General features: G+C 68.5%; 18 protein-coding genes and 1 pseudogene. 12 read left to right on the top strand and 7 right to left on the bottom strand.

Translation table 11 applies throughout. From position 1 onward, the window contains the following. Positions 1 to 77: 77 nt before the first annotated feature. The 3 genes from glnA to rdgB all read right to left on the bottom strand — a co-directional run bounded on the left by glnA (position 78) and on the right by rdgB (position 3,528). Positions 78 to 1,490 (bottom strand): type I glutamate--ammonia ligase, encoded by a 1,413-nt coding sequence (gene glnA, locus AC1IQ6_RS13225; RefSeq protein ID WP_102771312.1) that lies wholly within the window; start codon positions 1,488 to 1,490, stop codon positions 78 to 80. Positions 1,491 to 1,673: 183 nt separating this feature from the next. Further along, complete coding sequence (hemW, locus tag AC1IQ6_RS13220) at positions 1,674 to 2,897, bottom strand: radical SAM family heme chaperone HemW (protein ID WP_485866478.1); 1,224 nt, start codon at positions 2,895 to 2,897, stop codon at positions 1,674 to 1,676. A gap of 7 nt (positions 2,898 to 2,904) precedes the next feature. Beyond that, positions 2,905 to 3,528: an RdgB/HAM1 family non-canonical purine NTP pyrophosphatase gene (gene rdgB, locus AC1IQ6_RS13215; RefSeq protein WP_485866477.1), complete on the bottom strand. Its 624-nt coding sequence runs from the start codon at positions 3,526 to 3,528 to the stop codon at positions 2,905 to 2,907. 108 nt (positions 3,529 to 3,636) lie between these two features. Here rdgB and AC1IQ6_RS13210 point away from each other — a divergent pair, with 108 nt between their 5' ends. Next, positions 3,637 to 5,487, top strand: a complete 1,851-nt coding sequence (locus AC1IQ6_RS13210; protein ID WP_102771315.1) for an EAL domain-containing protein — start codon at positions 3,637 to 3,639, stop codon at positions 5,485 to 5,487. A gap of 183 nt (positions 5,488 to 5,670) precedes the next feature. On the opposite strand, the pseudogene AC1IQ6_RS13205 reads toward AC1IQ6_RS13210, so the two are convergent. Then, positions 5,671 to 7,056: pseudogene (locus tag AC1IQ6_RS13205) on the bottom strand (methyl-accepting chemotaxis protein); the annotation flags it as partial. Between the two features lie 230 nt (positions 7,057 to 7,286). On the opposite strand from AC1IQ6_RS13205, the gene AC1IQ6_RS13200 reads away from it, so the two are divergent. Together AC1IQ6_RS13200 and AC1IQ6_RS13195 are read left to right on the top strand one after the other, a co-directional pair. After that, positions 7,287 to 8,444 (top strand): acyl-CoA dehydrogenase family protein, encoded by a 1,158-nt coding sequence (locus AC1IQ6_RS13200; RefSeq protein WP_102771317.1) that lies wholly within the window; start codon positions 7,287 to 7,289, stop codon positions 8,442 to 8,444. 2 nt (positions 8,445 to 8,446) lie between these two features. Continuing rightward, on the top strand, positions 8,447 to 9,823 hold the full coding sequence (locus AC1IQ6_RS13195; RefSeq protein ID WP_485866476.1) for an MmgE/PrpD family protein: 1,377 nt from the start codon (positions 8,447 to 8,449) through the stop codon (positions 9,821 to 9,823). 39 nt (positions 9,824 to 9,862) lie between these two features. Here AC1IQ6_RS13195 and rph read toward each other — a convergent pair whose 3' ends face one another. Further along, positions 9,863 to 10,618 (bottom strand): ribonuclease PH, encoded by a 756-nt coding sequence (gene rph / locus AC1IQ6_RS13190; protein WP_102771319.1) that lies wholly within the window; start codon positions 10,616 to 10,618, stop codon positions 9,863 to 9,865. Positions 10,619 to 10,783: 165 nt separating this feature from the next. Between rph and AC1IQ6_RS13185 the strand changes: the two genes are divergently transcribed. The 9 genes from AC1IQ6_RS13185 (at position 10,784) to AC1IQ6_RS13145 (ending at position 19,350) form a co-directional block, all read left to right on the top strand. After that, positions 10,784 to 11,725: a YicC/YloC family endoribonuclease gene (locus AC1IQ6_RS13185; protein WP_102771320.1), complete on the top strand. Its 942-nt coding sequence runs from the start codon at positions 10,784 to 10,786 to the stop codon at positions 11,723 to 11,725. 189 nt (positions 11,726 to 11,914) lie between these two features. Then, positions 11,915 to 12,199, top strand: coding sequence for a helix-turn-helix domain-containing protein (locus tag AC1IQ6_RS13180; protein ID WP_102771321.1), 285 nt, complete (start codon positions 11,915 to 11,917; stop codon positions 12,197 to 12,199). A gap of 222 nt (positions 12,200 to 12,421) precedes the next feature. Further along, positions 12,422 to 13,462: a sugar ABC transporter substrate-binding protein gene (locus tag AC1IQ6_RS13175; protein WP_479731717.1), complete on the top strand. Its 1,041-nt coding sequence runs from the start codon at positions 12,422 to 12,424 to the stop codon at positions 13,460 to 13,462. Then, the gene (locus tag AC1IQ6_RS13170; protein WP_485866475.1) at positions 13,459 to 14,973 is read left to right on the top strand and encodes a sugar ABC transporter ATP-binding protein; all 1,515 of its coding nucleotides are present in this window, start codon (positions 13,459 to 13,461) and stop codon (positions 14,971 to 14,973) included. The genes AC1IQ6_RS13175 and AC1IQ6_RS13170 overlap by 4 nt, the downstream gene beginning before the upstream one ends. 7 nt (positions 14,974 to 14,980) lie before the next feature. Then, entirely contained in the window at positions 14,981 to 16,000 is a 1,020-nt protein-coding gene (locus tag AC1IQ6_RS13165) for an ABC transporter permease (RefSeq protein ID WP_485866571.1), read from the top strand. A gap of 37 nt (positions 16,001 to 16,037) precedes the next feature. Next, on the top strand, positions 16,038 to 17,315 hold the full coding sequence (locus AC1IQ6_RS13160) for an L-fuconate dehydratase (RefSeq protein WP_485866474.1): 1,278 nt from the start codon (positions 16,038 to 16,040) through the stop codon (positions 17,313 to 17,315). Positions 17,316 to 17,318: 3 nt separating this feature from the next. Continuing rightward, entirely contained in the window at positions 17,319 to 18,203 is an 885-nt protein-coding gene (locus AC1IQ6_RS13155; RefSeq protein ID WP_485866473.1) for an L-fucono-1,5-lactonase, read from the top strand. Positions 18,204 to 18,226: 23 nt separating this feature from the next. Next, positions 18,227 to 19,003, top strand: coding sequence for an SDR family oxidoreductase (locus AC1IQ6_RS13150; protein ID WP_485866472.1), 777 nt, complete (start codon positions 18,227 to 18,229; stop codon positions 19,001 to 19,003). An 11-nt stretch (positions 19,004 to 19,014) separates the two neighbouring features. Then, positions 19,015 to 19,350 (top strand): L-rhamnose mutarotase, encoded by a 336-nt coding sequence (locus AC1IQ6_RS13145; RefSeq protein ID WP_485866471.1) that lies wholly within the window; start codon positions 19,015 to 19,017, stop codon positions 19,348 to 19,350. A gap of 124 nt (positions 19,351 to 19,474) precedes the next feature. On the opposite strand, the gene AC1IQ6_RS13140 is transcribed toward AC1IQ6_RS13145, so the two are convergent. Continuing rightward, complete coding sequence (locus tag AC1IQ6_RS13140) at positions 19,475 to 20,962, bottom strand: amino acid permease (RefSeq protein ID WP_246842422.1); 1,488 nt, start codon at positions 20,960 to 20,962, stop codon at positions 19,475 to 19,477. Between the two features lie 229 nt (positions 20,963 to 21,191). Then, positions 21,192 to 22,691 (bottom strand): AMP nucleosidase, encoded by a 1,500-nt coding sequence (locus tag AC1IQ6_RS13135; protein ID WP_440130614.1) that lies wholly within the window; start codon positions 22,689 to 22,691, stop codon positions 21,192 to 21,194. Positions 22,692 to 22,804 lie beyond the last annotated feature (113 nt).

Below are 22,804 nucleotides of genomic sequence, written 5' to 3'. Positions count from 1 at the left end.
CGAGCCGGCGGCGCCGGCGCGGCGGGCCCTGGTTTCTGCCCGTCACGCCGTTTTCCGCCGGCCGCAACCTCGGACGATCAGAGGCTGTAGTACATGTCGAATTCGACCGGGTGCGTGGTCATGCGCAGACGGTTTACGTCGCCCATCTTCAGGTCGATGTAGGCCGACAGCATGTCGTTGCTGAACACGCCGCCGCGGGTCAGGAACTCGCGGTCGTTGTCCAGCGCCTCCAGGGCCTGCTCCAGCGACGAGCACACGGTCGGGATCTTGGCGTCTTCTTCCGGCGGCAGGTCGTACAGGTTCTTGTCGGCCGGATCGCCCGGGTGGATCTTGTTCTGCACGCCGTCCAGGCCGGCCATCATCAGGGCCGAGAAGGCCAGGTACGGGTTGGCCAGGGGGTCCGGGAAGCGCGCTTCGACGCGACGGCCCTTGGGGTTGCCCACGTACGGGATGCGGATCGAGGCCGAACGGTTGCGGGCCGAGTAAGCCAGCTTGACCGGGGCTTCGTAGTGCGGGACCAGGCGCTTGTACGAGTTGGTGCCGGGGTTGGTGATGGCGTTCAAGGCGCGGGCGTGCTTGATGATGCCGCCGATGTAGTACAGCGCGAATTCCGACAGGCCGGCGTAGCCGTTGCCCGCGAACAGGTTCTGGCCGTCCTTCCAGATCGACTGGTGCACGTGCATGCCCGAACCGTTGTCGCCGACGATGGGCTTGGGCATGAAAGTGGCGGTCTTGCCGTAGGCGTGGGCCACGTTATGGATGATGTACTTGGTGATCTGCGTCCAGTCGGCGCGCTGCACCAGCGTGCTGAACTTGGTGCCGATTTCGAGCTGGCCGGCGCCGGCCACTTCGTGGTGGTGCACTTCGACCGGCACGCCCATCTGTTCCATCAGCAGGCACATTTCCGAGCGCATGTCCTGGAACGAATCGACCGGGGGCACGGGGAAGTAGCCGCCCTTCACGGCGGGACGGTGGCCGGTGTTGCCGCCTTCGAAGTCCAGGCCGGTGGACCAGGAGGCCTCTTCCGACTTGATCTTGACGAAGGTGCCGGACATGTCGGTGTTCCAGGTCACGCCGTCGAACACGAAGAATTCGGGTTCCGGACCGAAGTAGGCGGTGTCGCCCAGGCCCGAGGACTTGAGGTAGGCTTCGGCGCGCTTGGCCAGCGAGCGCGGGTCGCGGTCATAGCCCTTGAGGTCCGACGGCTCGACCACGTCGCACGACAGGATCAGGGTCGGCTCTTCGCGGAACGGGTCCAGGTTGGCCGTGGCCAGGTCGGGGATGAGCAGCATGTCCGAAGCCTCGATGCCCTTCCAGCCCGGAATCGAGGAACCGTCGAAAGCCTGACCGCTTTCCAGCTTGTCTTCGTCGATCGCGGAGGTGGGCACGGAAACGTGGTGCTCACGGCCGACCGTGTCGGTAAAGCGGAAATCCACGAATTTCACTTCGTTGTCGGCGATCTGTTTCAGGACGTCTTTCGGGCTTGCCATGTCATCTCCATTAGATAAAAGGGTCGAGGGCCTTGCCCGTCGACTGGCATAAACGATGAAGCAATATGCGTGCCAGCTTTCGTCCCCGGGACTGCCCGGGGACGAATATGCGGAGAAGTGAAAATGTAGCACCATACTGGTGCAAAGCGTGGGGCACGACTGCCCCACTCTGGTGCAAGCTTGCTACAGGAACATTTCCTGCAGGTCATTGAGGAAGCGCCATCCCAGTGCGGTGGCCCGCAGCCGGGTCGGATCGGCGTCCAGCAGGCCCCGTTGCGAGGCCGCCTCCAATTGGTGCGCAATCACGGCCAGCGACAGGCCGGTGCGTTCCTCGAAGCTGCTGGCCGGCACGCCCGCTTTCAGGCGCAGCGCGTTGAGCATGAACTCGAACGGCAGCTCGTCGGCCCCGACCTGGCGGCGTTCCGAGACATGGCTGCCGTCGCGGGCCAGCGCGGCCCGCATCCAGGAATCGGGACTGCGCAGCCGCGCCTCGCGCACGATGCGGTCGTGGAACGACAGCTTGCCGTGGGCGCCCGGGCCGATGCCCAGGTAATCGCCGAATTCCCAGTAGTTCAGGTTGTGGCGGCAGCGCGCCCCCGGCCTGGCGTAGGCCGAGACCTCGTAGCGGTCCAGGCCGGCCGCGGCCAGTTCGGCCTCGATCGCGTCCTGCATGGCCGCGCTGGCGTCGTCGTCGGGCAGGTCCTCGGGCGGAAACTTCGCGAACACCGTGTTGGGCTCCATCGTCAGGTGATAGAGCGACAGGTGCTCGGTGCCGAAGGCCACGGCCTCGCGCAGGTCGGCCACACAGGCTTCCTGGGTCTGCCCGGGCAGCGCGAACATCAGGTCCAGGTTGACGCGCGGCGCGGCGCGCTGCGCCATCTCGATGGCCTTTCTGGCCTGGGCGGCGTCGTGGATGCGGCCCAGCTTCTTGAGCTGGGCGTCGTCGAAACTCTGGATGCCGAGCGAAAACCGGGTCACGCCGCTGGCGGCGTAGTCGCGCAGGCGCCCGGCCTCGGCCGTGCCCGGATTGGCCTCCATGGTGATCTCGGCGTCGGGCCACAGGTTCAGGCAGGCGCGCAGCATGGCCAGCAGCTCGTCCAGGCCGGCGGCCGACAGCAGGCTGGGCGTGCCCCCGCCGATGAAGACCGACACTACCTGCCGGCCCCAGATGGAAGGCAGCGCCTGCTCCAGGTCGCTGCGCAGCGCGTCCAGATAGGCGCGTTCCGGGATCTCGCCGCCTGGCGCGGCGTGCGAATTGAAATCGCAGTACGGGCATTTGCGCACGCACCAGGGCACGTGCACGTAGAGCGACAGCGGCGGCAGGCTGGTCAGCGCCGAGCCGCCGGCCGGCCGCGGGCGCGATGCCGGCGCGCCCATATCGTTGCGGATGGGGATGATAATGGACATGCGTGCTTTATGCGTTGCCCAGCTTGCCCAGCAGTTCGCGCAGCGCGCGGGCGCGGTGGCTGACCTGGTTTTTCTCCTGCGGGTCCAGGCTGGCGGCGGTGAGCGCCAGATCGGGCAGGTAGAAATGCGGGTCGTAGCCGAAGCCGTTGGTCCCTTCGGGCTGGTCGATGATCTCGCCGTGCCACAGGCCTTCGCCGATGAGCGGGCGCGGGTCGTTTTCCGAGCGCACCAGGGCCAGCACCGCCACGTACCAGGCGCTGCGGTCGGCCACGCCGGCCAGCTTTTCCACCAGCAAGGCGTTATTGGATTGGTCGGATTTTTCGCCGCCGTGCATCTGCGCGTAACGCGCCGAGTACACGCCCGGCGCACCGTCCAGCGCGGCCACGCACAGGCCGGAATCGTCGGCCAGGGCCGGCAGCCCGGTCAGGCGGCTGGCGTGGCGGGCCTTGGCCAGCGCGTTTTCGACGAAGGTGACGTGCGGCTCTTCGGCCTCGGGCACGTCCAGCTCGCCTTGGGGCACCAGTTCGATGCCCAGGGGCGCGAACAGGGCCGAGAACTCGCGCAGCTTGCCGGCGTTGTTGGACGCCAACACGACGCGGCGCAGGGAATCAGGGATCTTGGGAGAAGTCATAGCGCAAATTGTATAGGCGCGGCCAGACGCGCGCCGGCGCAACAAGCCGGACATAATTTCTTGTCATGATGAACAACTTGTCACTGAACGTATCTGAACGCACCGGCGATGGATCTCATCCCCAGCTCGTCCCGCCCGGCCGCGGCCCGCGCGACCTCCGCCCTTCCGGACCCCTCCTCTCCCATCAATCTCGCCGGCATATTGCGCCACCGCCTGCTGCATGCGCGCTACCAGCCGGTGATCGACCTGTCCCACAGCCGCGTCTATGGCCATGAAAGCCTGATCCGGGGGCCGGCCGACACCGCGCTGCATTTCCCCGACGCGCTGTTCGCCGAAGCCCGCCGCCAGGGCCTGCATCCGCAACTGGAGCTGGCCAGCTTCCGCGCCGGCGCCCAGGGCTTCCAGCGCCACGACGCCGCCGGCAAGCTGTTCCTGAACCTGTCCGGCTCGGCCCTGATCCATTACTGGAGCCTGTGGGGCGAGGACCTGCCGCGCCGCCTGCTCAAGGATTGCGAACTCGCGCCATCCAGCATCATCGTCGAACTGACCGAACAGGACTCGCTGGCCGAGCAGATGGACGAGGCCGCCTGCGCCTTCGCCTGTCTGCGCGAATTCGGCATGCGCGTGGCGCTGGACGACTACGGCGTGGGTAATTCGAACCTGCGGCTGTGGTCCGAGATGCAGCCGGACCTGGTCAAGATAGACCGCTACTTCTTTCACGGCATCGGCCAGGACGAGCGCAAGCAGCAGCTGGTGCGCGCCATACTGAAGGTCGCGCAGCACCTGGGCACCGCCGTCGTGGCCGAAGGCATCGAGACCGCCGAGGACCTGGCGGCCGTGCGCGAACTGGACATCCGCTACGCCCAGGGCTGGTTCCTGGGCCGGCCCGAGGAAACCCTAGTGACCGAGCTGGCCCCGCGGCTGCGCGACACGCTGCGGCAGCGCGCGCCCGCCTCGCCGCCGCCGCGCGCCGCCGGCGGCACCGCGGCCAGCCTGCGCGTGCAGGCGCCGGCCGCCCGGCTGCAGGAGCACACCAACGACGACGTGCACCGGCTGTTCATCGAGCACAAGGAGATGCACGCGGTTGCGGTGGTGGACGCCGACAACCGGCCGGTGGGCATCATCAACCGGCGCGACTTCCTCGAACACTATGCGCAGCGCTACACCCGCGAGCTGTTCGGCCGCAACGCCTGCTCCAGCTTCATGAACGCCGAGCCGGTGCTGGTGGACCAGAACGTGTCCATCGACCAGCTCAGCCACGTGCTGATTTCCGAAGACCAGCGCTACCTGATGGATGGCCTGATCATCACCCGCGAGGGCCGCTACGACGGCCTGGCCACCGGCGAGACCCTGGTGCGCTCGGTGACCGAGATGCGCATCGAGGCGGCGCGCTACGCCAATCCGCTGACCTCGCTGCCCGGCAACATCCCCATCAGCCGCCACATCGCCGCGCTGCTCGAAGACGCGGACGACTTCACCATCTGCTATGGCGACCTGAACAATTTCAAGCCCTTCAACGACGTGTACGGCTATTGGCGCGGCGACGACATGATCATGCTGACCGCCGAGGTCATCAAGCGCCATTGCGACCCGCAGCGCGATTTCGTGGGCCACGTGGGCGGCGACGACTTCGTGGTGCTGCTGCGCAGCCCCGACTGGCTGGACCGCGCCCGCCGCATCATCGCGGAATTCAACGAGCGCGCCATCGACCTGTACGACGACGCCGGCCGCCGCAACGGCGGCATCGAGGCCGAGGACCGCTACGGCGTGCCGCGCTTCTTCCCTTTCGTGACGCTGGGCGTGGGCGCGCTGACCGTCACGCCGTCGCTATGCGAGCGCATCCGCCCGGAGGCCATCGCCTCGGCCGCCGCCCACGTCAAGCACAAGGTCAAGCATGGGAATCTGTCGCTGGTGACCGAGCGCTACGCCGGCGCCCCCCTGCCGAATCTCGATAGCTGAGGCCTGGGCCCCGGCGGCGATGCGGAACACCGCCACCGCCTGCCGCAGGCCCTGCGCCTGGGCTTCCAGCGCGGCGGCGGCCGCCGCCGTCTGCTCGACCATGGCGGCGTTTTCCTGGGTGGCGCGTTCGATGTCGGCCACCGCATCGTTGACCGAGGCGATGCCGGCGGCCTGTTCGGCCGTGGCGCTGGAGATCTCCGCCACCAGCTGGGTCACCCGGTCCACCGACACGACCATGTCGCGCATGGTGTCGCCGGCCAGGCCCACCTGGCGCACGCCGGCCTCGACCCGTTGCGCGGAATCCTCGATCAGGCCCTTGATCTCGCGGGCCGCCTGAGCGCTGCGTTGCGCCAGCGAGCGCACCTCGCCGGCCACCACCGCAAAGCCCTTGCCCTGCTCGCCGGCGCGCGCCGCTTCCACCGCGGCGTTGAGCGCCAGGATGTTGGTCTGGAACGCGATGCTGTCGACCACCGCGACGATTTCCTCGATGCGGCGGGCGCTGTCGGCGATGCCGCGCATGCTGTGCACCACTTCTTCCACCGCCTGGCCGCCGCGCTGCGCGAGTTCGGTGGCGCCCAGCGCCTGGCGGCTGGCCTGGTCGGCGTTGCCGGCGGTGAGCTGCACGGTGTGGGACAGCTGCGTCAGGTTGGCGGCGGCTTCTTGCAGCGAATCGGCCTGGCGGGCGCTGCGCTCGGACATGTGGGCCCCGCCGGCGGCGATTTCGCTAGCGCCGGTATGGATTTCCTCGACCCCCTGCCGCACCGACGCCACCGCGGCCGACAGCCCGGTCTGCATGCGGCGCATGGCCGAGTACAGCACGCCGATTTCGTTGTCGCCGCGCATGGCGATGGCGCCGGTCAGGTCGCCGTCGGCGATGCGGTCGAAATGCGCGCCGGCCTCGTTCAGCGGGCGCAGGATGCCGCGGCGAAACGCCAGCCGGATCAGCACGGCCAGGATCAGCACGGCCGCCAGCACGCCGGCGGCCACCGCGATCACGCTTTCCAGCGTACGGCTGGCCTCGGCCACCGCGGCCTGGCCCTGCGCCCGGGCGTAAGCCTGGTAGGCGTCGGCCTGCTTGACGTAGGCCGCGCCGCTGGCCGGCAGCACCTTGTCCACCAGCCGGTTCACCTCGATCCCGTTCCAGCCCTTGATGGCCGCCAGCATGGGCGCGAGCGTCTGGCCGGCGAAGGCCTCGTGGGCGGCCAGCACCTGGTCGAACAAGGGCTTGCCCTGCGCGCTGGCGTCCGGGTTGGCGCGCAGCCGGCCCAGGCTGGCGACGGCCTGTTCCAGCAGTTCGGCGGCATGCGCCAGCGACTCGTCGCGCGCCTCCTGCAGGCCGCTTTCCATGGCAGTCTTGGCGTCGGTGAGCGCGGCGCGGGCCTGGAACAGCCGGCTGGTCATGTCCGCCAGGTCGCTGGCCCGCTCGATGCTGCCCCGGCCCAGCGCCTCGATGCCGGCGCGGTTGTCGCGCAGCACGACGATGCCGGCGGCCGCCGCCACCGCGAACAGCACCACAAACAACGCAAGAATGGCCGACAACGCCGTCGTGACCCTGATGTTTTTCCGCATATCCGTCCGTCAGTAACCTTGCCGCCCGCGGCGGCACCGGCGGAAATTATGGGTATGCAGTTTGGCAATTTCTTGACACAACCCGGCCTTGCTCCTGACAAACGCCCGTCATGAAACTGCGCTTTTGCGAACAGGAACCCCGTATTAACCAATTGTGAATTGGCATGGCCGGCGCCTTGCGGCACATTCAACGCTGTACCGAACCATTACCACCCATCAGAAACAGCCTCATGCCCAACGCCCACGCCTACCAGGACATCCGCGAAGCCGTACGCGACCTCTGCGCCCAATTCCCCTCCGAGTACTTCCGCAAGATCGACGAAGAACGGGGCTACCCTGAAGCCTTCGTGCGCGCGCTGACCGAGGCCGGCTGGCTGGCCGCCCTGATCCCGCAGGAGTACGGCGGTTCCGGCCTGGGCCTGACCGAAGCCTCGGTCATCATGGAAGAGATCAACCGCAGCGGCGGCAACTCCGGCGCCTGCCACGGCCAGATGTACAACATGGGCACGCTGCTGCGCCACGGCTCCGAAGCCCAGAAGCGCGAATACCTGCCGCGCATCGCCGCCGGGGAACTGCGCCTGCAGTCCATGGGTGTGACCGAGCCCACCACCGGCACCGACACCACCAAGATCAAGACCACCGCCGTCAAGCGCGGCGACCGCTACGTGATCAACGGCCAGAAGGTCTGGATCTCGCGCGTGCAGCACTCGGACCTGATGATCCTGCTGGCCCGCACCACCCCGCTGGAGCAGGTCACGCGCAAATCGGAAGGCATGTCGATCTTCCTGGTGGACCTGCACCACGCCGTCAAGCACGGCATGACCATCCGCCCGATCCCGAACATGGTCAACCACGAGACCAACGAGCTGTTCTTCGACAATCTGGAGATCCCCGAGGAAAACCTGATCGGCGAGGAAGGCAAGGGATTCAAGTACATCCTGGACGGCCTGAACGCCGAACGCACCCTGATCGCCGCCGAGTGCATCGGCGACGGCTACTGGTTCGTCGACAAGGTCACCGCCTACGCCAAGGAACGCATGGTGTTCGGCCGTCCCATCGGCCAGAACCAGGGCGTGCAGTTCCCGATCGCGCGCGCCCACATCAACGTCGAGGCGGCCAGCCTGATGCGCTATGAGGCCTGCCGCCTGTTCGACGCGCACCAGCCCTGCGGCGCGCAGGCCAACATGGCCAAGCTGCTGGCGGCCGACGCGTCCTGGGAAGCGGCCAACGCCTGCCTGCAGTTCCACGGGGGCTTCGGCTTCGCCAACGAATACGACGTGGAACGCAAGTTCCGCGAGACCCGCCTCTACCAGGTCGCGCCGATCTCGACCAACCTGATTCTTTCCTACGTCGCCGAACACATCCTGGGCCTGCCCCGCTCCTTCTGACCATGACCGCAGCCAAAGACACCCCGCACCTGAGCGCCCAACTCGCGGCCTTTGCCGCCAATCTGCGCTACGAAGACATCCCCGCGCCGGTCCTGCGCCGCGCCGAAGACCTGTTGCTGGACTGCCTGGCGTCCATCCTGGCCGGCGCCTCGGCCCGCCCGGTGCAGGCCATCGAACGCTACGCCGCCGCCATGGGCCCGGCCGACGGCCCCAGCGAAGTCCTGATCACGCGCCGCCGCACCACGCCGCTGTTCGCCGCGATGGTGAACGCGGCCGCGGCCCACGTGGTCGAACAGGACGACGTGCACAACGGCTCCGTGTTCCACCCCGCCGCCGTGGTGTTCCCGCCCGCGCTGGCCGTGGCGCAGGCGCTGGGCCGCAGCGGCCGCGACCTGCTGGTGGCCGCCGTCGCCGGCTACGAGGTCGGCATCCGCGTGGGCGAATACCTGGGCCGCTCGCACTACAAGATCTTCCACACCACCGGCACCGCCGGCACGCTGGCCGCCGCCGTCACCACCGGACGCCTGCTCAACCTGTCGCCCGAAGCCATGCTGCATGCGCTGGGTTCGGCCGGCACCCAGGCCGCGGGCCTGTGGGAGTTCCTGCGCGACGCCGCCGACTCCAAGCAGCTGCACACGGCCAAGGCCGCCGCCGACGGCATCACCGCCGCTTACCTGGCGCAGGACGGCTTCACCGGCGCGCGCCACATACTGGAAGGCCCGCAGGGCATGGCGGCCGGCATGTCCACCGACGCCGATCCGGCGCGCCTGTGCGACCGCCTGGGCGAGCGCTGGGCCCTGGCCGAAACCTCGTTCAAGTTCCACGCCTCCTGCCGCCACACCCATCCGGCCGCGGACGCGCTGCAGCTGGCGCTGCGCGAACACAACCTGACCGAGGCCGACATCGAACGCGTCGTGGCTCACGTGCACCAGGGCGCCATCGACGTGCTGGGTCCGGTCGTCAACCCGCAGACCGTGCACCAGTCCAAGTTCTCGATGGGGACCGTGCTGGCCCTGATCGCGCGCCAGGGCCGCGCCGGCCTGGCCGAGTTCGACGCGGGCCTGGACGACCCCGGCGTCGCGGCCTTCCGCGGCAAGGTCGAAATGGAACTGGACCCGGAAGTCGACGGCGCCTATCCGCAGCGCTGGATCGGCAAGGTCACGGTCTACACCCGCGACGGCCGCCAGCTGCACAGCCGTGTCGACGAACCCAAGGGCGACCCGGGCAACACCCTGAGCCGCGCCGAGATCGAGGACAAGACGCTCAGCCTGGGTCGCTATGCGGACGCCGCGACCGAAGCCGAACTGCGCGGGCTGATCGCCGCGATCTGGGGGCTGGAGAAGGCCGACAAGGTGGGGATGCTGCTGGCGCAGGGGTGAGGGGCGCGGCGTGACGCGCCACCCGCCTGCGCCCCGGCATCAGGCCAACGCCGCGCGCTGCGCCTGCACCAGCCTGCCGATCCCGGCCTCGGCCAGCACCAGCATCGTATCCAGCTCGGCCCGGGTGAAGGTCGCGCCCTCGCCCGTGCCCTGCACCTCCACGAAGGCGCCGGCGCCGGTCATGATGACGTTCACGTCGGCGTCGCAGGCCGAATCTTCCTGGTAGTCCAGGTCCAGCACCGCGCGGCCCTCGACCAGGCCCACCGACACCGCCGCCACCGCGTCGCGGATCGGATTGGTCGCGAGGTCGCCGCGCTTCATCAGCAAGGCGACCGCATCGGCCGCCGCGACCCAGGCGCCGGTGATGCTGGCGCAGCGCGTGCCGCCGTCGGCCTGCAGCACGTCGCAGTCCAGGTGCAGCGTGCGCTCGCCCAGCGCCTTCATGTCGAACACCGCGCGCAGGCTGCGCCCGATCAGGCGCTGGATTTCCTGCGTGCGGCCGCTTTGCTTGCCGCGCGCCGCCTCGCGGTCGCCGCGGGTGTGCGTGGCGCGCGGCAACATGCCGTATTCGGCGGTGACCCAGCCTTCCCCCTTGCCCTTCAGGAAGGGCGGCACCTTGTCCAGCACGCTGGCCGTGCACAGCACGTGGGTGTTGCCGGCCTTCACCAGCACCGAACCTTCGGCGTAGCGCGTGAATCCGCGTTCGAGGCTGAACGGGCGCAGTTCGTCGACGGCGCGGCCCGACGGGCGGGCGATGGTGGGGGCAGTGGTCACTGGCAGCTCCTGAGATGGCATGGATGGGGCGCATTGTACGGGCTGGGGCCGCAGGAACGCGCCGCTTGGAGTATCCTGCCGCGAGATACCCCGGTTCCAACGTCCCCGCCGGCCAGGCTGCGCCACGGCCGGCGGGCTTTGGCGCTACCGGGCCCCCGATACATGCATCACCAGGATACGCACACCATGATTCGCAGCATGACCGCCTTCGGCAACGCCCGCGCAGACCTGGAACAAGGCACGCTGGCGCTGGAACTGCGCAGCGTCAACAGCCGGTTCCTCGACCTGTACTTCCGCCTGCCCGACGAATTGCGCCACGTGGAGACGCCGCTGCGCGAACTCCTGACCGCCAATCTCGGGCGCGGCAAGGTCGAGATCCGCGTCTCCTATACGCGCAACGCCAGCGCCGACCTGTCCAAGCTCGATCCCGCCTGGCTCGAAGACCTGGCCGAACAATTGCAGGCCGCCCGCCGCATCCTGCCCGACATCGCCCCGCCGCGACTGGTCGAACTGTTCAACTGGCCCGGCCAGCGCGCCAATGACGCGCTGGACCCGCAAGTCTGGGGCGCGGCCTGCCTGCAGGCCGCCCGCCAGGCGCTGATCCAACTGCAGGAGGGCCGCGAACGCGAAGGCGAGCGGCTGGCCGGCATGATGCGCGAGTGCGCCGACGGCGTGGCCCGCATCGTCGACACCGTCCAGGCCCACCTGCCCCAGCTGCTGGCCGACCATCGCGACAAGCTCGCCGCCAAGCTGCGCGAAAGCGTGGAATCGGCCTTCCCCGGCGGCTTCGCGCACATCACCGGCGCCGAGCTGTCCGAGCGCCTGTCGCAGGAGGCCAACCTGTTCGCCCTGCGCATCGACGTGGCCGAGGAACTGTCGCGCCTGCGCTCGCACCTGGAAGAACTGCGCCACCTGCTCACCGACGGCGGCGGCAAGCAAGGCGGCAAACACGGCGATAAGAAACCGGCCGGCAGCGCCGGCAAGCGCCTGGACTTCCTGTTCCAGGAAATGAACCGCGAAGCCAACACCCTGGGCTCCAAGGCCGGCAGCATGGACGTCACCCGCGCCGCCATGGACCTGAAACTGCTGATCGAGCAGATGCGGGAACAGGCGCAGAACATCGAATGATGGATCGGGCGGCTCACGCCGTGGCGTCCGAGGCGTTTCAGCGCCGGGCCGCCCGAGTCTCGGGTCAATTGCTCTTCCTTCCACTAATCCATTGGATTAAAATGGAACGCGTACCAAGCCATGCACGCGCAACGATCTGGCCAGCCTGGTCGAGATATTGGTGAGCATCTGGAAAGGGCGAGCGAAATCATGAGCACCGCATTCAACAGCATCAAGCAAGGCTTGCAGGAAGCGATTGCCCACGCCAAGGGCGACGCTCGTGGCGTGCGCGTGCATCGTCCCCGCAAGGTCGATGTGAAGGCCGTGCGCGCCAAAGTGGGCATGACCCAGGAGCAGTTCGCTGCTTGCTTCGGCTTTTCCACCGCGACCTTGCGGCACTGGGAGCGCGGCGACCGTTCCCCGAGAGGGCCGGCGCTGGTTCTGCTCAACGTGATCGAACGGAATCCCGAGGCGGTCATCGAAGCGCTCGCCTGAGTCATAAGCCTCAGTGCACAGACAACGCCCCGGCGGCCGCGCATGGCCGCCGGGGCGTTGTGCCGTTCATCTGGGAAAAATCCCAGAATTCGGGCGATCGGTAGCCATTTTTCCGCAGATGAATATATTGGTCGGCAGCAAATAAAGCTGTGACTGGCCGCTGGATCACGGCGATTGCTACGCATCCCCTGCGACAACGGCGGCATCTGCGGAGACCAGATCATGAAAGCATTGCGCGCCATCCCGGCGCGGGCGCCGCGCCCGCGTTTTCTCCAACGACTGATACTGGCCATCGCATTGGCCGCGCCCGCCGCAGGCATCGCGCACGCCGCGGCCGCGGACAGGATCGGCGTCAACTTGCCGATGCTGACCTCGCCGTTCTGGCAGGCGTACAACGGCTACGTCCTGCAGTTCGCCAAGCAGCTCGAGGCCGACATCCTGGCGCCGGTCAATTCCAACCAGGACCCGGCCCAGCAGATCACCGACGTCTCCAACCTGCTCAATCTCGGCGCCAAGGGGCTGGTGGTCGCGCCGCTGGATTCGGCCGCCATCAGCCGCGCGCTGGAGCTGGCGGAACAGAAGAACGTGCCCGTCGTCGCCGTGGACGTGGCTCCCACCAAGGGCAAGGTGGCCATCGTGGTGCGCGCGGACAACCGCGCCTATGGCACCAAGTCCTGCCAATACCTGGGCGAGCACGTGAAATCGGGCAAGGTGGTGCAGATCATGGGCGACCTGGCCTCGGTCAACGGACGCGACCGCGCCGAAGCCTTCCGCGCCTGCATGAAAGACTACCCCGCCCTGACGGTGCTGGAGATCCCCGCCGGCTGGAAGTCCGACGCGGCCGCCGCGGCCCTGGACAGCCTGCTGTCGGCCAATCCGGACCTGAAGGGCATCTACATGCACGCCGGCGGCGTGTACCTGGCGCCGACCCTGCAGACCTTGCGGCGCAAGGGTCTGCTGCATCCGGCCGGCGACGCCAGGCATATCGTCATCATCAGCAACGACGGCATCGCGCAGGAGTACGACGCGATCCGCAAGGGCCATATCGACGCCACCCTGTCGCAGCCGGCCGACCTGTACGCCAAATTCGGGCTCTATTACGTCAAGGCCGCGATGGCGGGCCAGGCGTTCAAGCCCGGTCGGACCGACCACGGCAGCGTGGTGGTCGAAGTCCTGCCCGGGGTGCTTGAAGACCAGCTTCCCGCGCCCTTGGTGACCCGGCAGAACGTCGACGACCAGTCGCTGTGGGCCAACCAGCAATGAGCGCGCGGCAGCCGACGCCCGTGATGCAGGCATGCGGGCTGTCGAAGCGGTTCGGCGCCACGTACGCGCTGCGCGACGTGAGCCTGACCGTGATGCCCGGCGAATCGCACGCGCTGCTCGGACGCAACGGGGCCGGCAAGTCGACGCTGGTCTCCATGCTGACCGGCCTGCGCCGGCCCGACGCCGGCGCCATCGCCTTCAACGGGCAGCCGGCTCCGCCGCTGGCCGACAGCATCGCGTGGCGCCGGCAGGTCGCCTGCGTGTACCAGCACTCGACCATCATCAAAGGCCTGAGCGTCGCCGAAAACCTCTTCATCAACCGCCAGCCGCTGCGCGGCGGCCTGATCGACTGGAAGGCGCTGCGCCGCCAGGCGCGCGCCCTGCTCGACGCCTGGCAGGTAGACGTGCACGAAGACGCGCGGGCCGGCGACCTGAGCGTCGAGGCGCGCCAGCTGGTCGAGATCGCGTGCGCGCTGTCGCATGGCGCGCGCTTCATCATCCTGGACGAGCCCACGGCCCAGCTGGACGGCGAGGAAATTAAGCGCCTGTTCCGCCGCATACGCGACCTGCAGGACGGCGGCGTCACCTTTCTGTTCATCTCGCACCATCTGCAGGAAACCTACGAGATCTGCCAGACCGCGACGGTGCTGCGCGACGCGCGCCATATCCTGACCCTGCCGGTGGCCGAGCTGCCCAAGGAAACGCTGATCGAAGCGATGACGGGCGAACGCGGCGGCCTGCAGATTCCGGACGCGGCCGGACGCCCGCGCCAGCTCCGCACGCCCGTGGTGCTGGACGTGCGCGGCCTGCACGGCGCCGACTTCGCCAACGTCAGCCTGCAGGTGCGCAGCAGGGAAATCGTGGGCCTGGTCGGCAGCGCCAGCAGCGGCCGCAGCGGCGTGGCCGAGACGGTCGCCGGTCTCCGGCGCGCGGCCGGCGGCACGATCACGGTGCGTGACGAAGCCCTGCCGCCGGGAAACGTGGCGGCGGCGCTGGCGCGCGGCGTGGGCTGCGTGCCCCGGGACCGTCACCAGGAAGGCCTGGTGCTGACGCAGTCGGTCGGCGAGAACGCAACCATGACCATCCCCGGCCGGCTGGGCCGGTTCGGCTTCATTTGCCCGCGCCGCAAGCGGCAGTCGGCCCAGGCGGCGATCGATGCGCTGGACATCGCGGCCAGCGGCCCCGGGCAGATCGTTTCGGGCCTGTCGGGCGGCAACCAGCAGAAGGTCGTCATGGCGCGCGCGCTGGCCAATACGCCGGACGTGCTGGTGCTGATCGACCCCACGGTCGGCGTGGACATCAAGTCCAAGGAAGCCCTGCTGGCCGCGGTGGACGCGGTCAGGCAGGAAGGCAAGGCCATTCTGCTGTCGAGCAGCGAGCTCGACGACCTGCGCATCTGCGACCGCGTGCTGGTGATGACGCGCGGCGAGGTCACGGCCGAATTCGCGGCCGGCTGGAACGACAGCGAACTGATCGCCCGCATCGAAGGAGTCAGCCTGCATGAAAACTGATTCCGCCATGGCGGCGCACGCCAGCCCCGAGCCGACGATCCACGCCACGGGCAGGCGCCTGGGCGGCCGGCCGGGGCTGGGACGGCTGCGCGACTTCGCCCTGATTCCGGCCCTGGTCATCCTGTTCGTGCTGGGCGCGCTGGTCAGCCCCAGCTTCCTGACGCGCGACAACCTGATCGGCATCCTGGGCGCCTCGGCCGCGCTGGCGCTGGTGGTGGTGGCCGAAACCCTGATCGTCCTGACCGGCAAGTTCGACCTGTCCGTCGAGTCCACCGTCGGCTTCGCGCCGGCCATAGGTGCGATGCTGGTCATCCCCGCGGCCGCGGGCGGCTTCGGCACGGAGCTGCCGGTCGCGGTGGGCCTGGCGGCGACGCTGCTGACCGGCGCCTGCGTCGGCCTGCTCAACGGCCTGCTCGTGGTCAAGCTGCGGCTCAACGCCTTCATCGTCACGCTGGCGATGCTGATCGTGCTGCGCGGCATGCTCGTGGGCGCGACCCGCGGCAGCACGCTGTTCGACATGCCGCAGCCGTTTTTCGCGCTGGCTTCCTCTACGCTGCTGGGCCTGCCCTGGTCGGTGTGGCTGGCGGCATTGGTTTTCGCGGCGGCCGGCGTCATGCTGCGCTACCACCGTCTGGGACGCGCCGTGTACGCGATCGGCGGCAACGCGCCGGCGGCGCGCGCGGCGGGCATCAATGTGGACCGCGTCACCTGGGGCGTCTTCACGCTGGCCGGAACGCTGGCCGCCCTGGGCGGACTGATCCTGACCGGCTATGTGGGCGCCATCAACGCCAACCAGGGCAACGGCATGATCTTCACCGTCTTCGCCGCGGCGGTCATCGGCGGCGTATCGCTGGACGGCGGCAAGGGCGGCATGGTCGGCGCGCTGTGCGGGGTGCTGCTGCTGGGCATGGTGCAGAACCTGCTGACGCTGGCCCAGGTGCCGTCATTCTGGATCCAGGCCATCTACGGCGCCATCATCCTGGGCGCGCTGATGATGGCCAAGCTTACGGGCGAAAACCAGCAATGACCCACGACCGCTTGCGCAACTTCCCCATGGGGCGACCATGACCAGAATCCGATCCATGCGTGTGCTGGACCTGCGTTTTCCGACCTCCCGCCAGCTGGACGGCTCGGACGCGATGAATCCCGATCCGGACTATTCCGCGGCCTACGTGATCCTGGAGACCGACCAGCCCGGGCTCGAAGGCCACGGGCTCACCTTCACCATCGGCCGCGGCAACGAAATCTGCTGCGCCGCGATCAAGGCCCTGCGCCACCTGGTGGAAGGCCTGAGCCTGGACTCGATACGCGCCGACATGGGCGGTTTCTGGCGCCACGTCACCTCGGACAGCCAGCTGCGCTGGATCGGTCCGGACAAGGGCGCGATCCACCTGGCCACCGCGGCGGTGGTCAACGCGGCCTGGGACCTGTGGGCCAAGGCCGAGGGCAAGCCGCTGTGGCGCCTGGTCGCGGATCTCTCGCCCGAGGCGTTCGTGCGCGCCCTGGATTTCCGCTACATGACCGACGGCATCACGCAGCAGGAGGCGCTGGTCCTGCTGCGCCGGCAGGAAGCCGGCAAGGCGCAGCGCATACGCACGCTGGAACGCGAGGGCTATCCCTGCTACACCACCTCGGCCGGCTGGCTGGGCTATGACGACGCCAAGCTGCGGCGCCTGTGCCATGAAGCCCTGGCCAACGGCTTCAATCACGTCAAACTCAAGGTGGGCCGCGATCTGCACGCCGACATCCGGCGCGTGACGATCGCCCGCGAAGCGTTGGGGCCGCACCGGCACCTGATGCTCGACGCCAACCAGGTATGGGAAGTCGGCCAGGCCATAGACTGGGTGCGCCAGCTGGCCTTCGCCAAGCCCTGGTTCATCGAGGAGCCCACCAGCCCCGACGACGTGGAAGGCCACCACGCCGTGAAGCTGGGCGTCGCGCCCATCAAGGTCGCCAGCGGCGAGATGTGCCAGAACCGCATCCTGTTCAAGCAGATGATCATGCGGGGCGCCATCGACATCGTGCAGGTCGACGCATGCAGGCTGGGCGGCGTCAACGAAGTGCTGCTGGTGCTGCTGCTGGCCGCCAAGTACGGCCTGCCGGTGTGCCCCCATGCCGGCGGCGTGGGGCTGTGCGAGTACGTGCAGCACCTGTCCATGATCGACTATGTCTGCGTCAGCGGGACCCGCGCGGGCCGCGTGACCGAGTACGTGGACCATCTGCACGAGCACTTCATCGACCCCTGCGTCATACGCAATGCCGCCTATATGCCGCCGCGCGCCCCCGGTTTCTCGATCGAGATGAAACCCGAATCGCTGGAGCGGTACCGGCACCGCCCCTGAACCATGGCCACGCCCGCCGTCCCGCCGCGCATCGACGCGCACGTGCATTTCTGGCGCTACTCGGCCGAAGGCCATCCCTGGATCGGCGCCGACATGCCCGCGCTCAGGCAGGACAGAAACCCGGCCGACCTGCTGCCCGCCTTGCAGGCGGCCGGGCTGGACGGCGTCGTGGCGGTGCAGGCGCGCGGCAGCATCGCCGAAACCGATTTTCTGCTGGAACTGGCGCGCCGGCACGGCTGGATACGCGGCGTGGTCGGCTGGGCGGACCTGGCCGGCGGCGACCTGGAGGCGCGGCTGGAAGCCTGGCGCGGCACGCCGCGCCTTTGCGGCCTGCGGCATCAGGTGCAGGACGAGCCCGATCCCGACGCCTTTCTGGCCTCGCCGGCGGTGCGGCGCGGCATCGCGTTGCTGCAGGCCCGGGGCTATGCCTATGACGTGCTGGTGCGCAGCTCTCAGATGGACGCCGCCGCGGCCTTTTGCGCCCGGCATGACGCGCACTGGCTGGTGCTGGACCACCTGGGCAAGCCGCCCCTGGCGGCCATGGCCTCGGACGCCGGCGCCCATGCCCGCTGGCGCGCCTCGCTCGACAAGTTCCGGGACATGGCGCACGTCGCGTGCAAGCTGTCCGGTCTGGTCACCGAGGCCGACTGGCGGCGCGGCCTGCAAGCCACGGACAGGGCCGACATCATCCGCTGCCTGGACGCCGCCTTGCGCGTCTTCGGACCGCGCCGGCTGATGTACGGCTCGGACTGGCCGGTCTGCCTGCTTGCCGGCGCCTATGGTGAGGCCCACCAAATCGTGCGGGACTGGGCGCGCGGCCGCCTGTCGGCCGACGAACGGGCCGCGCTATGGGGCGGCGCCGCCGCGGCGTGCTACGGCCTGACGTGACATTTCCGAAGAACGAGGCTTCCATGGACCTGCACCTGCAAGACAAGACCATCTTCGTCACCGGCGGCGCCAGCGGCATCGGCGCGGCGATATCGCTGCGCCTGGCGCAAGAAGGCGCGATTCCGCTGATCTGCGGCAAGCGCCCGATGACGCGCGCATTCGAGCGCGAGTTGCTGGGCCTGCAGCCGAAGGCGCGCTGCTTCCTGTTCGACCTGACCGACGAGGCGGCCTGCCGCGACGCGGTCGAACAGGCCGCCGCCGCATGCGGCCGCATCGATGGGCTGGTCAACAACGCCGGCATCAACGACGGCGTGGGTCTGGACGCCGGGCGCGCAGCCTTCGTGCGGTCGCTGGAAGCGAACCTGATCCACTACTACGTGATGGCCCACCACTGCCTCGCCCACCTGAAGGCAAGCCGCGGCGCCATCGTCAATATTTCGTCCAAGACCGCGGTGACCGGCCAGGGCGGCACCAGCGGCTATTGCGCGTCCAAGGGCGCGCAACTCTCGCTCACGCGCGAATGGGCCGCGGCGTTGGCCGAACACGGCGTGCGCGTCAACGCCGTGGCGCCGGCCGAAGTCATGACCCCACTGTATCGGCGCTGGTTGGACGGCTTCGACGATCCGCCGCGCAAACTGGCGGACATCGTGTCCAGAATCCCCCTGGAACGCCGCATGACCACGTCCGACGAGATCGCCGACACCGTCGTATTCCTGCTGTCGGACCGCGCGTCCCACACCACCGGCCAGTGGCTCTTCGTCGACGGCGGCTATACCCACCTGGACCGAGCCCTGACCTGAACGAGACAGCCATGCGCCATTGCTACGCGCTGGACCTGCGCGACGACGCCGGATCGATCGCGCAGTACGAAGCCCACCACCGCCGCATCTGGCCCGAAGTGGCGGCGCACCTGCGCCGCCACGGCGTGCTGGGCATGGAGATCTACCGCCTGGGCACCCGCATAGTGATGGTGATGGACACCGACGACGCCGTATACGACCCCGAGGCCATGGCGCGGTCCGCCGGGAGCGACACCCGGCTGCGGGAATGGGAAGCGCTGATGTGGACCTTCCAGGCACCGACGCCGTGGACGCCTCCTGGGGAGAAATGGACGCCGATGCGGCGCATTTTCAGTCTGGATGGATAGCCGCCAAATCCCGGGCCGACTACGACAAGCTTGCAGGCGCGGGAGAATCTCTCGTCGCCTTCATGCGACGGTCTCCGTTGGCCGGAGACGAAGACCGGCGGCCCCGGTTCGATCCACCCCTGCCTCAGCGCGCCTCCCCCGCCGCCGGCTCGCCGCGCAGGGCCGAGTCCAGATACTCGCTGCGCGCGCGGGCGTCCGGGAATTTCATGTCGCGGTAGCTGACGAAGCGCGAGCCGCGGGCCAGGCGGTAGCCGGCCCAGATCAGCAGGAACAGCGGGATGCCGATATAGGTCGCGACCACGCCGCCCCAGTCGATCCGGTCCTGCAGAAAGGCCTGGTAGTTCTGGCCCAGCGTGATGACCAGGCACAGCACGAAGGCGAAGATCGGGCCGAACGGGAAGAACGGCGACACGTACGGCAGGTCCGCGAGGTTGTGGCCCTGCTTGAGGTAGCCGCGGCGGAAGCGGTAGTGGCTGATGGCGATGCCCAGCCAGGCGATGAAGCCCGTCATGCCCGAGGTGTTCAGCAGCCAGATGTAGACGGCGTTGGGGCTGAACAGGAAGGTGAAGAAGCACAGCGCGGCGACGGCCGTGGTGGCCAGCAGCGCCCACAGCGGCACGCCGGTGCGCGAGATGCGGCCGAAGATGCGCGGGGCCTTGCCCTCGCGGGCCAGGCTGTAGAGCATGCGCGTGGCCGCGTACATGCCGGAGTTACCGGCCGACAGCACCGAGGTCAGCACCACGGCGTTCATGACCGAGGCCGCGCCCAGCAGGCCGGCGCGTTCGAAGATCAGGGCGAACGGGCTGACGCTGATGTCCTCGACTTCGTTGCGCAGCAGGTGCGGGTCGGTATAGGGAATGAGCAGGCCGATCACCAGGATGGCCATCACGTAGAACAGCAGAATGCGCCAGAACACCTGGCGCACCGCGCGCGGCAGGTTGCGCGCCGGGTCCTTGGACTCGCCGGCGGCGATGCCGATCAGTTCGGTGCCCTGGAACGAAAAGCCCACCACCATGGCCACGCCGATCAGCGCGGCGAAGCCGCCCGCGAACGGCGCGTCGCCCACGGTCCAGTTCTCCAGCCCGCCGGCCTCGCCGCCGCGGATGATGCCCAGCAGCATCATCACGCCCATGGCCACGAAGGCCAGCACCGCGATCACCTTGATCAGCGCGAACCAGAATTCCGCTTCGCCGAAGCCGCGCGCCGACATCGCGTTCAGGCCGAAGGTCAGCAGCAGGAACAAGGCGCTCCAGTAAAAGCCCGGCACGTCCGGAAACCAGTACGCCATGACGAGCTGGGCCGCCACCAGGTCCACCGCCACCGTCACCGCCCAGTTGTACCAGTAGTTCCAGCCCAGCGCGAAGCCGAAGCCGTCTTCCACGTAGCGCGCGCCGTAGGTCGAGAACGAACCCGACACCGGCATGGCGGCGGCCAGTTCACCCAGGCTGGTCATCAGGAAATACACCATCAGCCCGATCAGCACATAGCCCAGCAGCGCCCCGCCCGGGCCGGCCTTGGCAATGGTCGCGCCCGAGGCCACGAACAGGCCGGTGCCGATGGAGCCGCCCACCGCGATCATCGTCAGGTGCCGCGCGGACAGGGAGCGGCGCAGCTCCGACGGCCGCCCGGCCTGTGTCGCGCGCGAGCCGCCGGCGCGGCGTTCATCGTGTTCCGATGCTGCCAAAATGCATTCCTTCAGGTCATGAAGGCGCCCGCGCGGGTCGCGCCGGCGCCTGGGGATTTCCAAGCAACCGGCGAGAATAGCGCAATCGGCCCCGACTGGCGAAATGAAAGTGCTTCGGGGACGGATCAACGGGCCGCCGCCGCGGCCCGCTGCGTAGCTACTGGAAGGCGGTTTCCATGAAGGTGCGCAGCTTGCGCGAATGCAGCCGTTCGGGCGGCATGCCGCGCAGGCGCTCCAGCGCCCGGATGCCGATTTCCAGGTGCTGGTTCACCTGGCGGCGGTAGAAGGCGCTGGCCATGCCGGGCAGCTTCAGTTCGCCGTGCAGCGGCTTGTCCGACACGCACAGCAGGGTGCCGTACGGCACGCGGAAGCGAAAGCCGTTAGCGGCGATGGTGGCGGATTCCATGTCCAGCGCGATGGCGCGCGATTGCGCGAAGCGCTCCACCAGTTCGAGGTGGTCGCGCAGTTCCCAGTTGCGGTTGTCGATGGTGGCGACCGTGCCGGTGCGCATGATGCGCTTGAGGTCCCAGCCCGACAGCCCGGCCACCTCTTCCACCGCCTGCTCCAGCGCCACCTGCACTTCGGCCAGCGCCGGCACCGGCACCCAGGTGGGCAGGTCGTCGTCGAGCACGTGGTCTTCGCGCACGTAACCATGCGCCAGCACGTAGTCGCCCAGCTTCTGCGAGTCGCGCAGGCCGGCGCAATGGCCCAGCATCAGCCAGGCGTGCGGCCGCAGCACCGCGATGTGGTCGGTGATGGTCTTGGCGTTGGACGGGCCCACGCCGATGTTGACCAGCGTGATGCCGGAATGGTCGCCGCGCACCAGGTGGTAGGCCGGCATCTGCGGCAGCCGCACGCCCTGCTCCTCGTTGCCCGGCCCGCTTTCGCCGCGCCGCGTGATGCGGTTGCCCGGCTCCACCAGCATTTCATAGTCTTCGTTGCCGCTGGCCATGAGCGCGCGGGCGCGCGCGCAGAATTCGTCGACGTAGAACTGGTAGTTGGTGAACAGCACGAAATTCTGGAAATGCGCCGGCGCGGTCGAGGTGTAGTGCTGCAAGCGGTGCAGCGAATAATCCACGCGCTGGGCGGTGAACGGCGCCAGCGGCTTGGGCTCGCCCTCTTTCCCGCGCCACGAGCCGTTGACGATGGCGTCGTCGGTCACGGCCAGGTCCGGCACGTCGAACAGGTCGCGCAGCGGCCGGCGCAGCGCCTCCAGGTGCTCGCCTTCGACGTAGGCGCCCTCGGGGAAGGCGAAATGCAGCGGGATGGGCGAATCGGATTCGCCCACTTCCACCGCCACGCGGTGGTTCTGCAGCAGCTGGCCGACCTGCTCGATCAGGTAGTCGCGAAACAGCGCCGGCTGCGTGATGGTGGTCTGGTAGATGCCGGGCTCGGCCACGTGGCCGTAGGAAAGCCGGGTGTCGATCGGGTCGTAGGTCTCGACCACGATGCGGATGGCGGGATAGTAGGCGCGGACGCGGGCGCGGCCGTTGCCGGCGCCCTGGAGCACGTCGTGAAACGCCGCCCGCAGGAACGCGGTATTGCGCGAGTAGATTTCGATCAGCCGCTCGACCGCCGACACGGCATCCTGGAACGGCTCGAAAGGCACGGGGTCCGGCCGGTTCATGGAAGACAACGGATGTACTGCGTTCATCATCGAGTTCTGCTCCCTTGCATATCCCGCCGATTATGCCCGAGCGCGGGTGTCCGGGAGCGTCATATTCCGGCGCCGGCCGACGGCGGCGGCCGGTAACGTCTGCCGACAACGAT

This window comes from Achromobacter sp. MUI-25009338 (genome assembly GCF_057359325.1).
The sequence above is the reverse complement of the archived record's forward strand: the minus strand, read 5'-3'. Positions and strand labels throughout refer to the sequence as shown.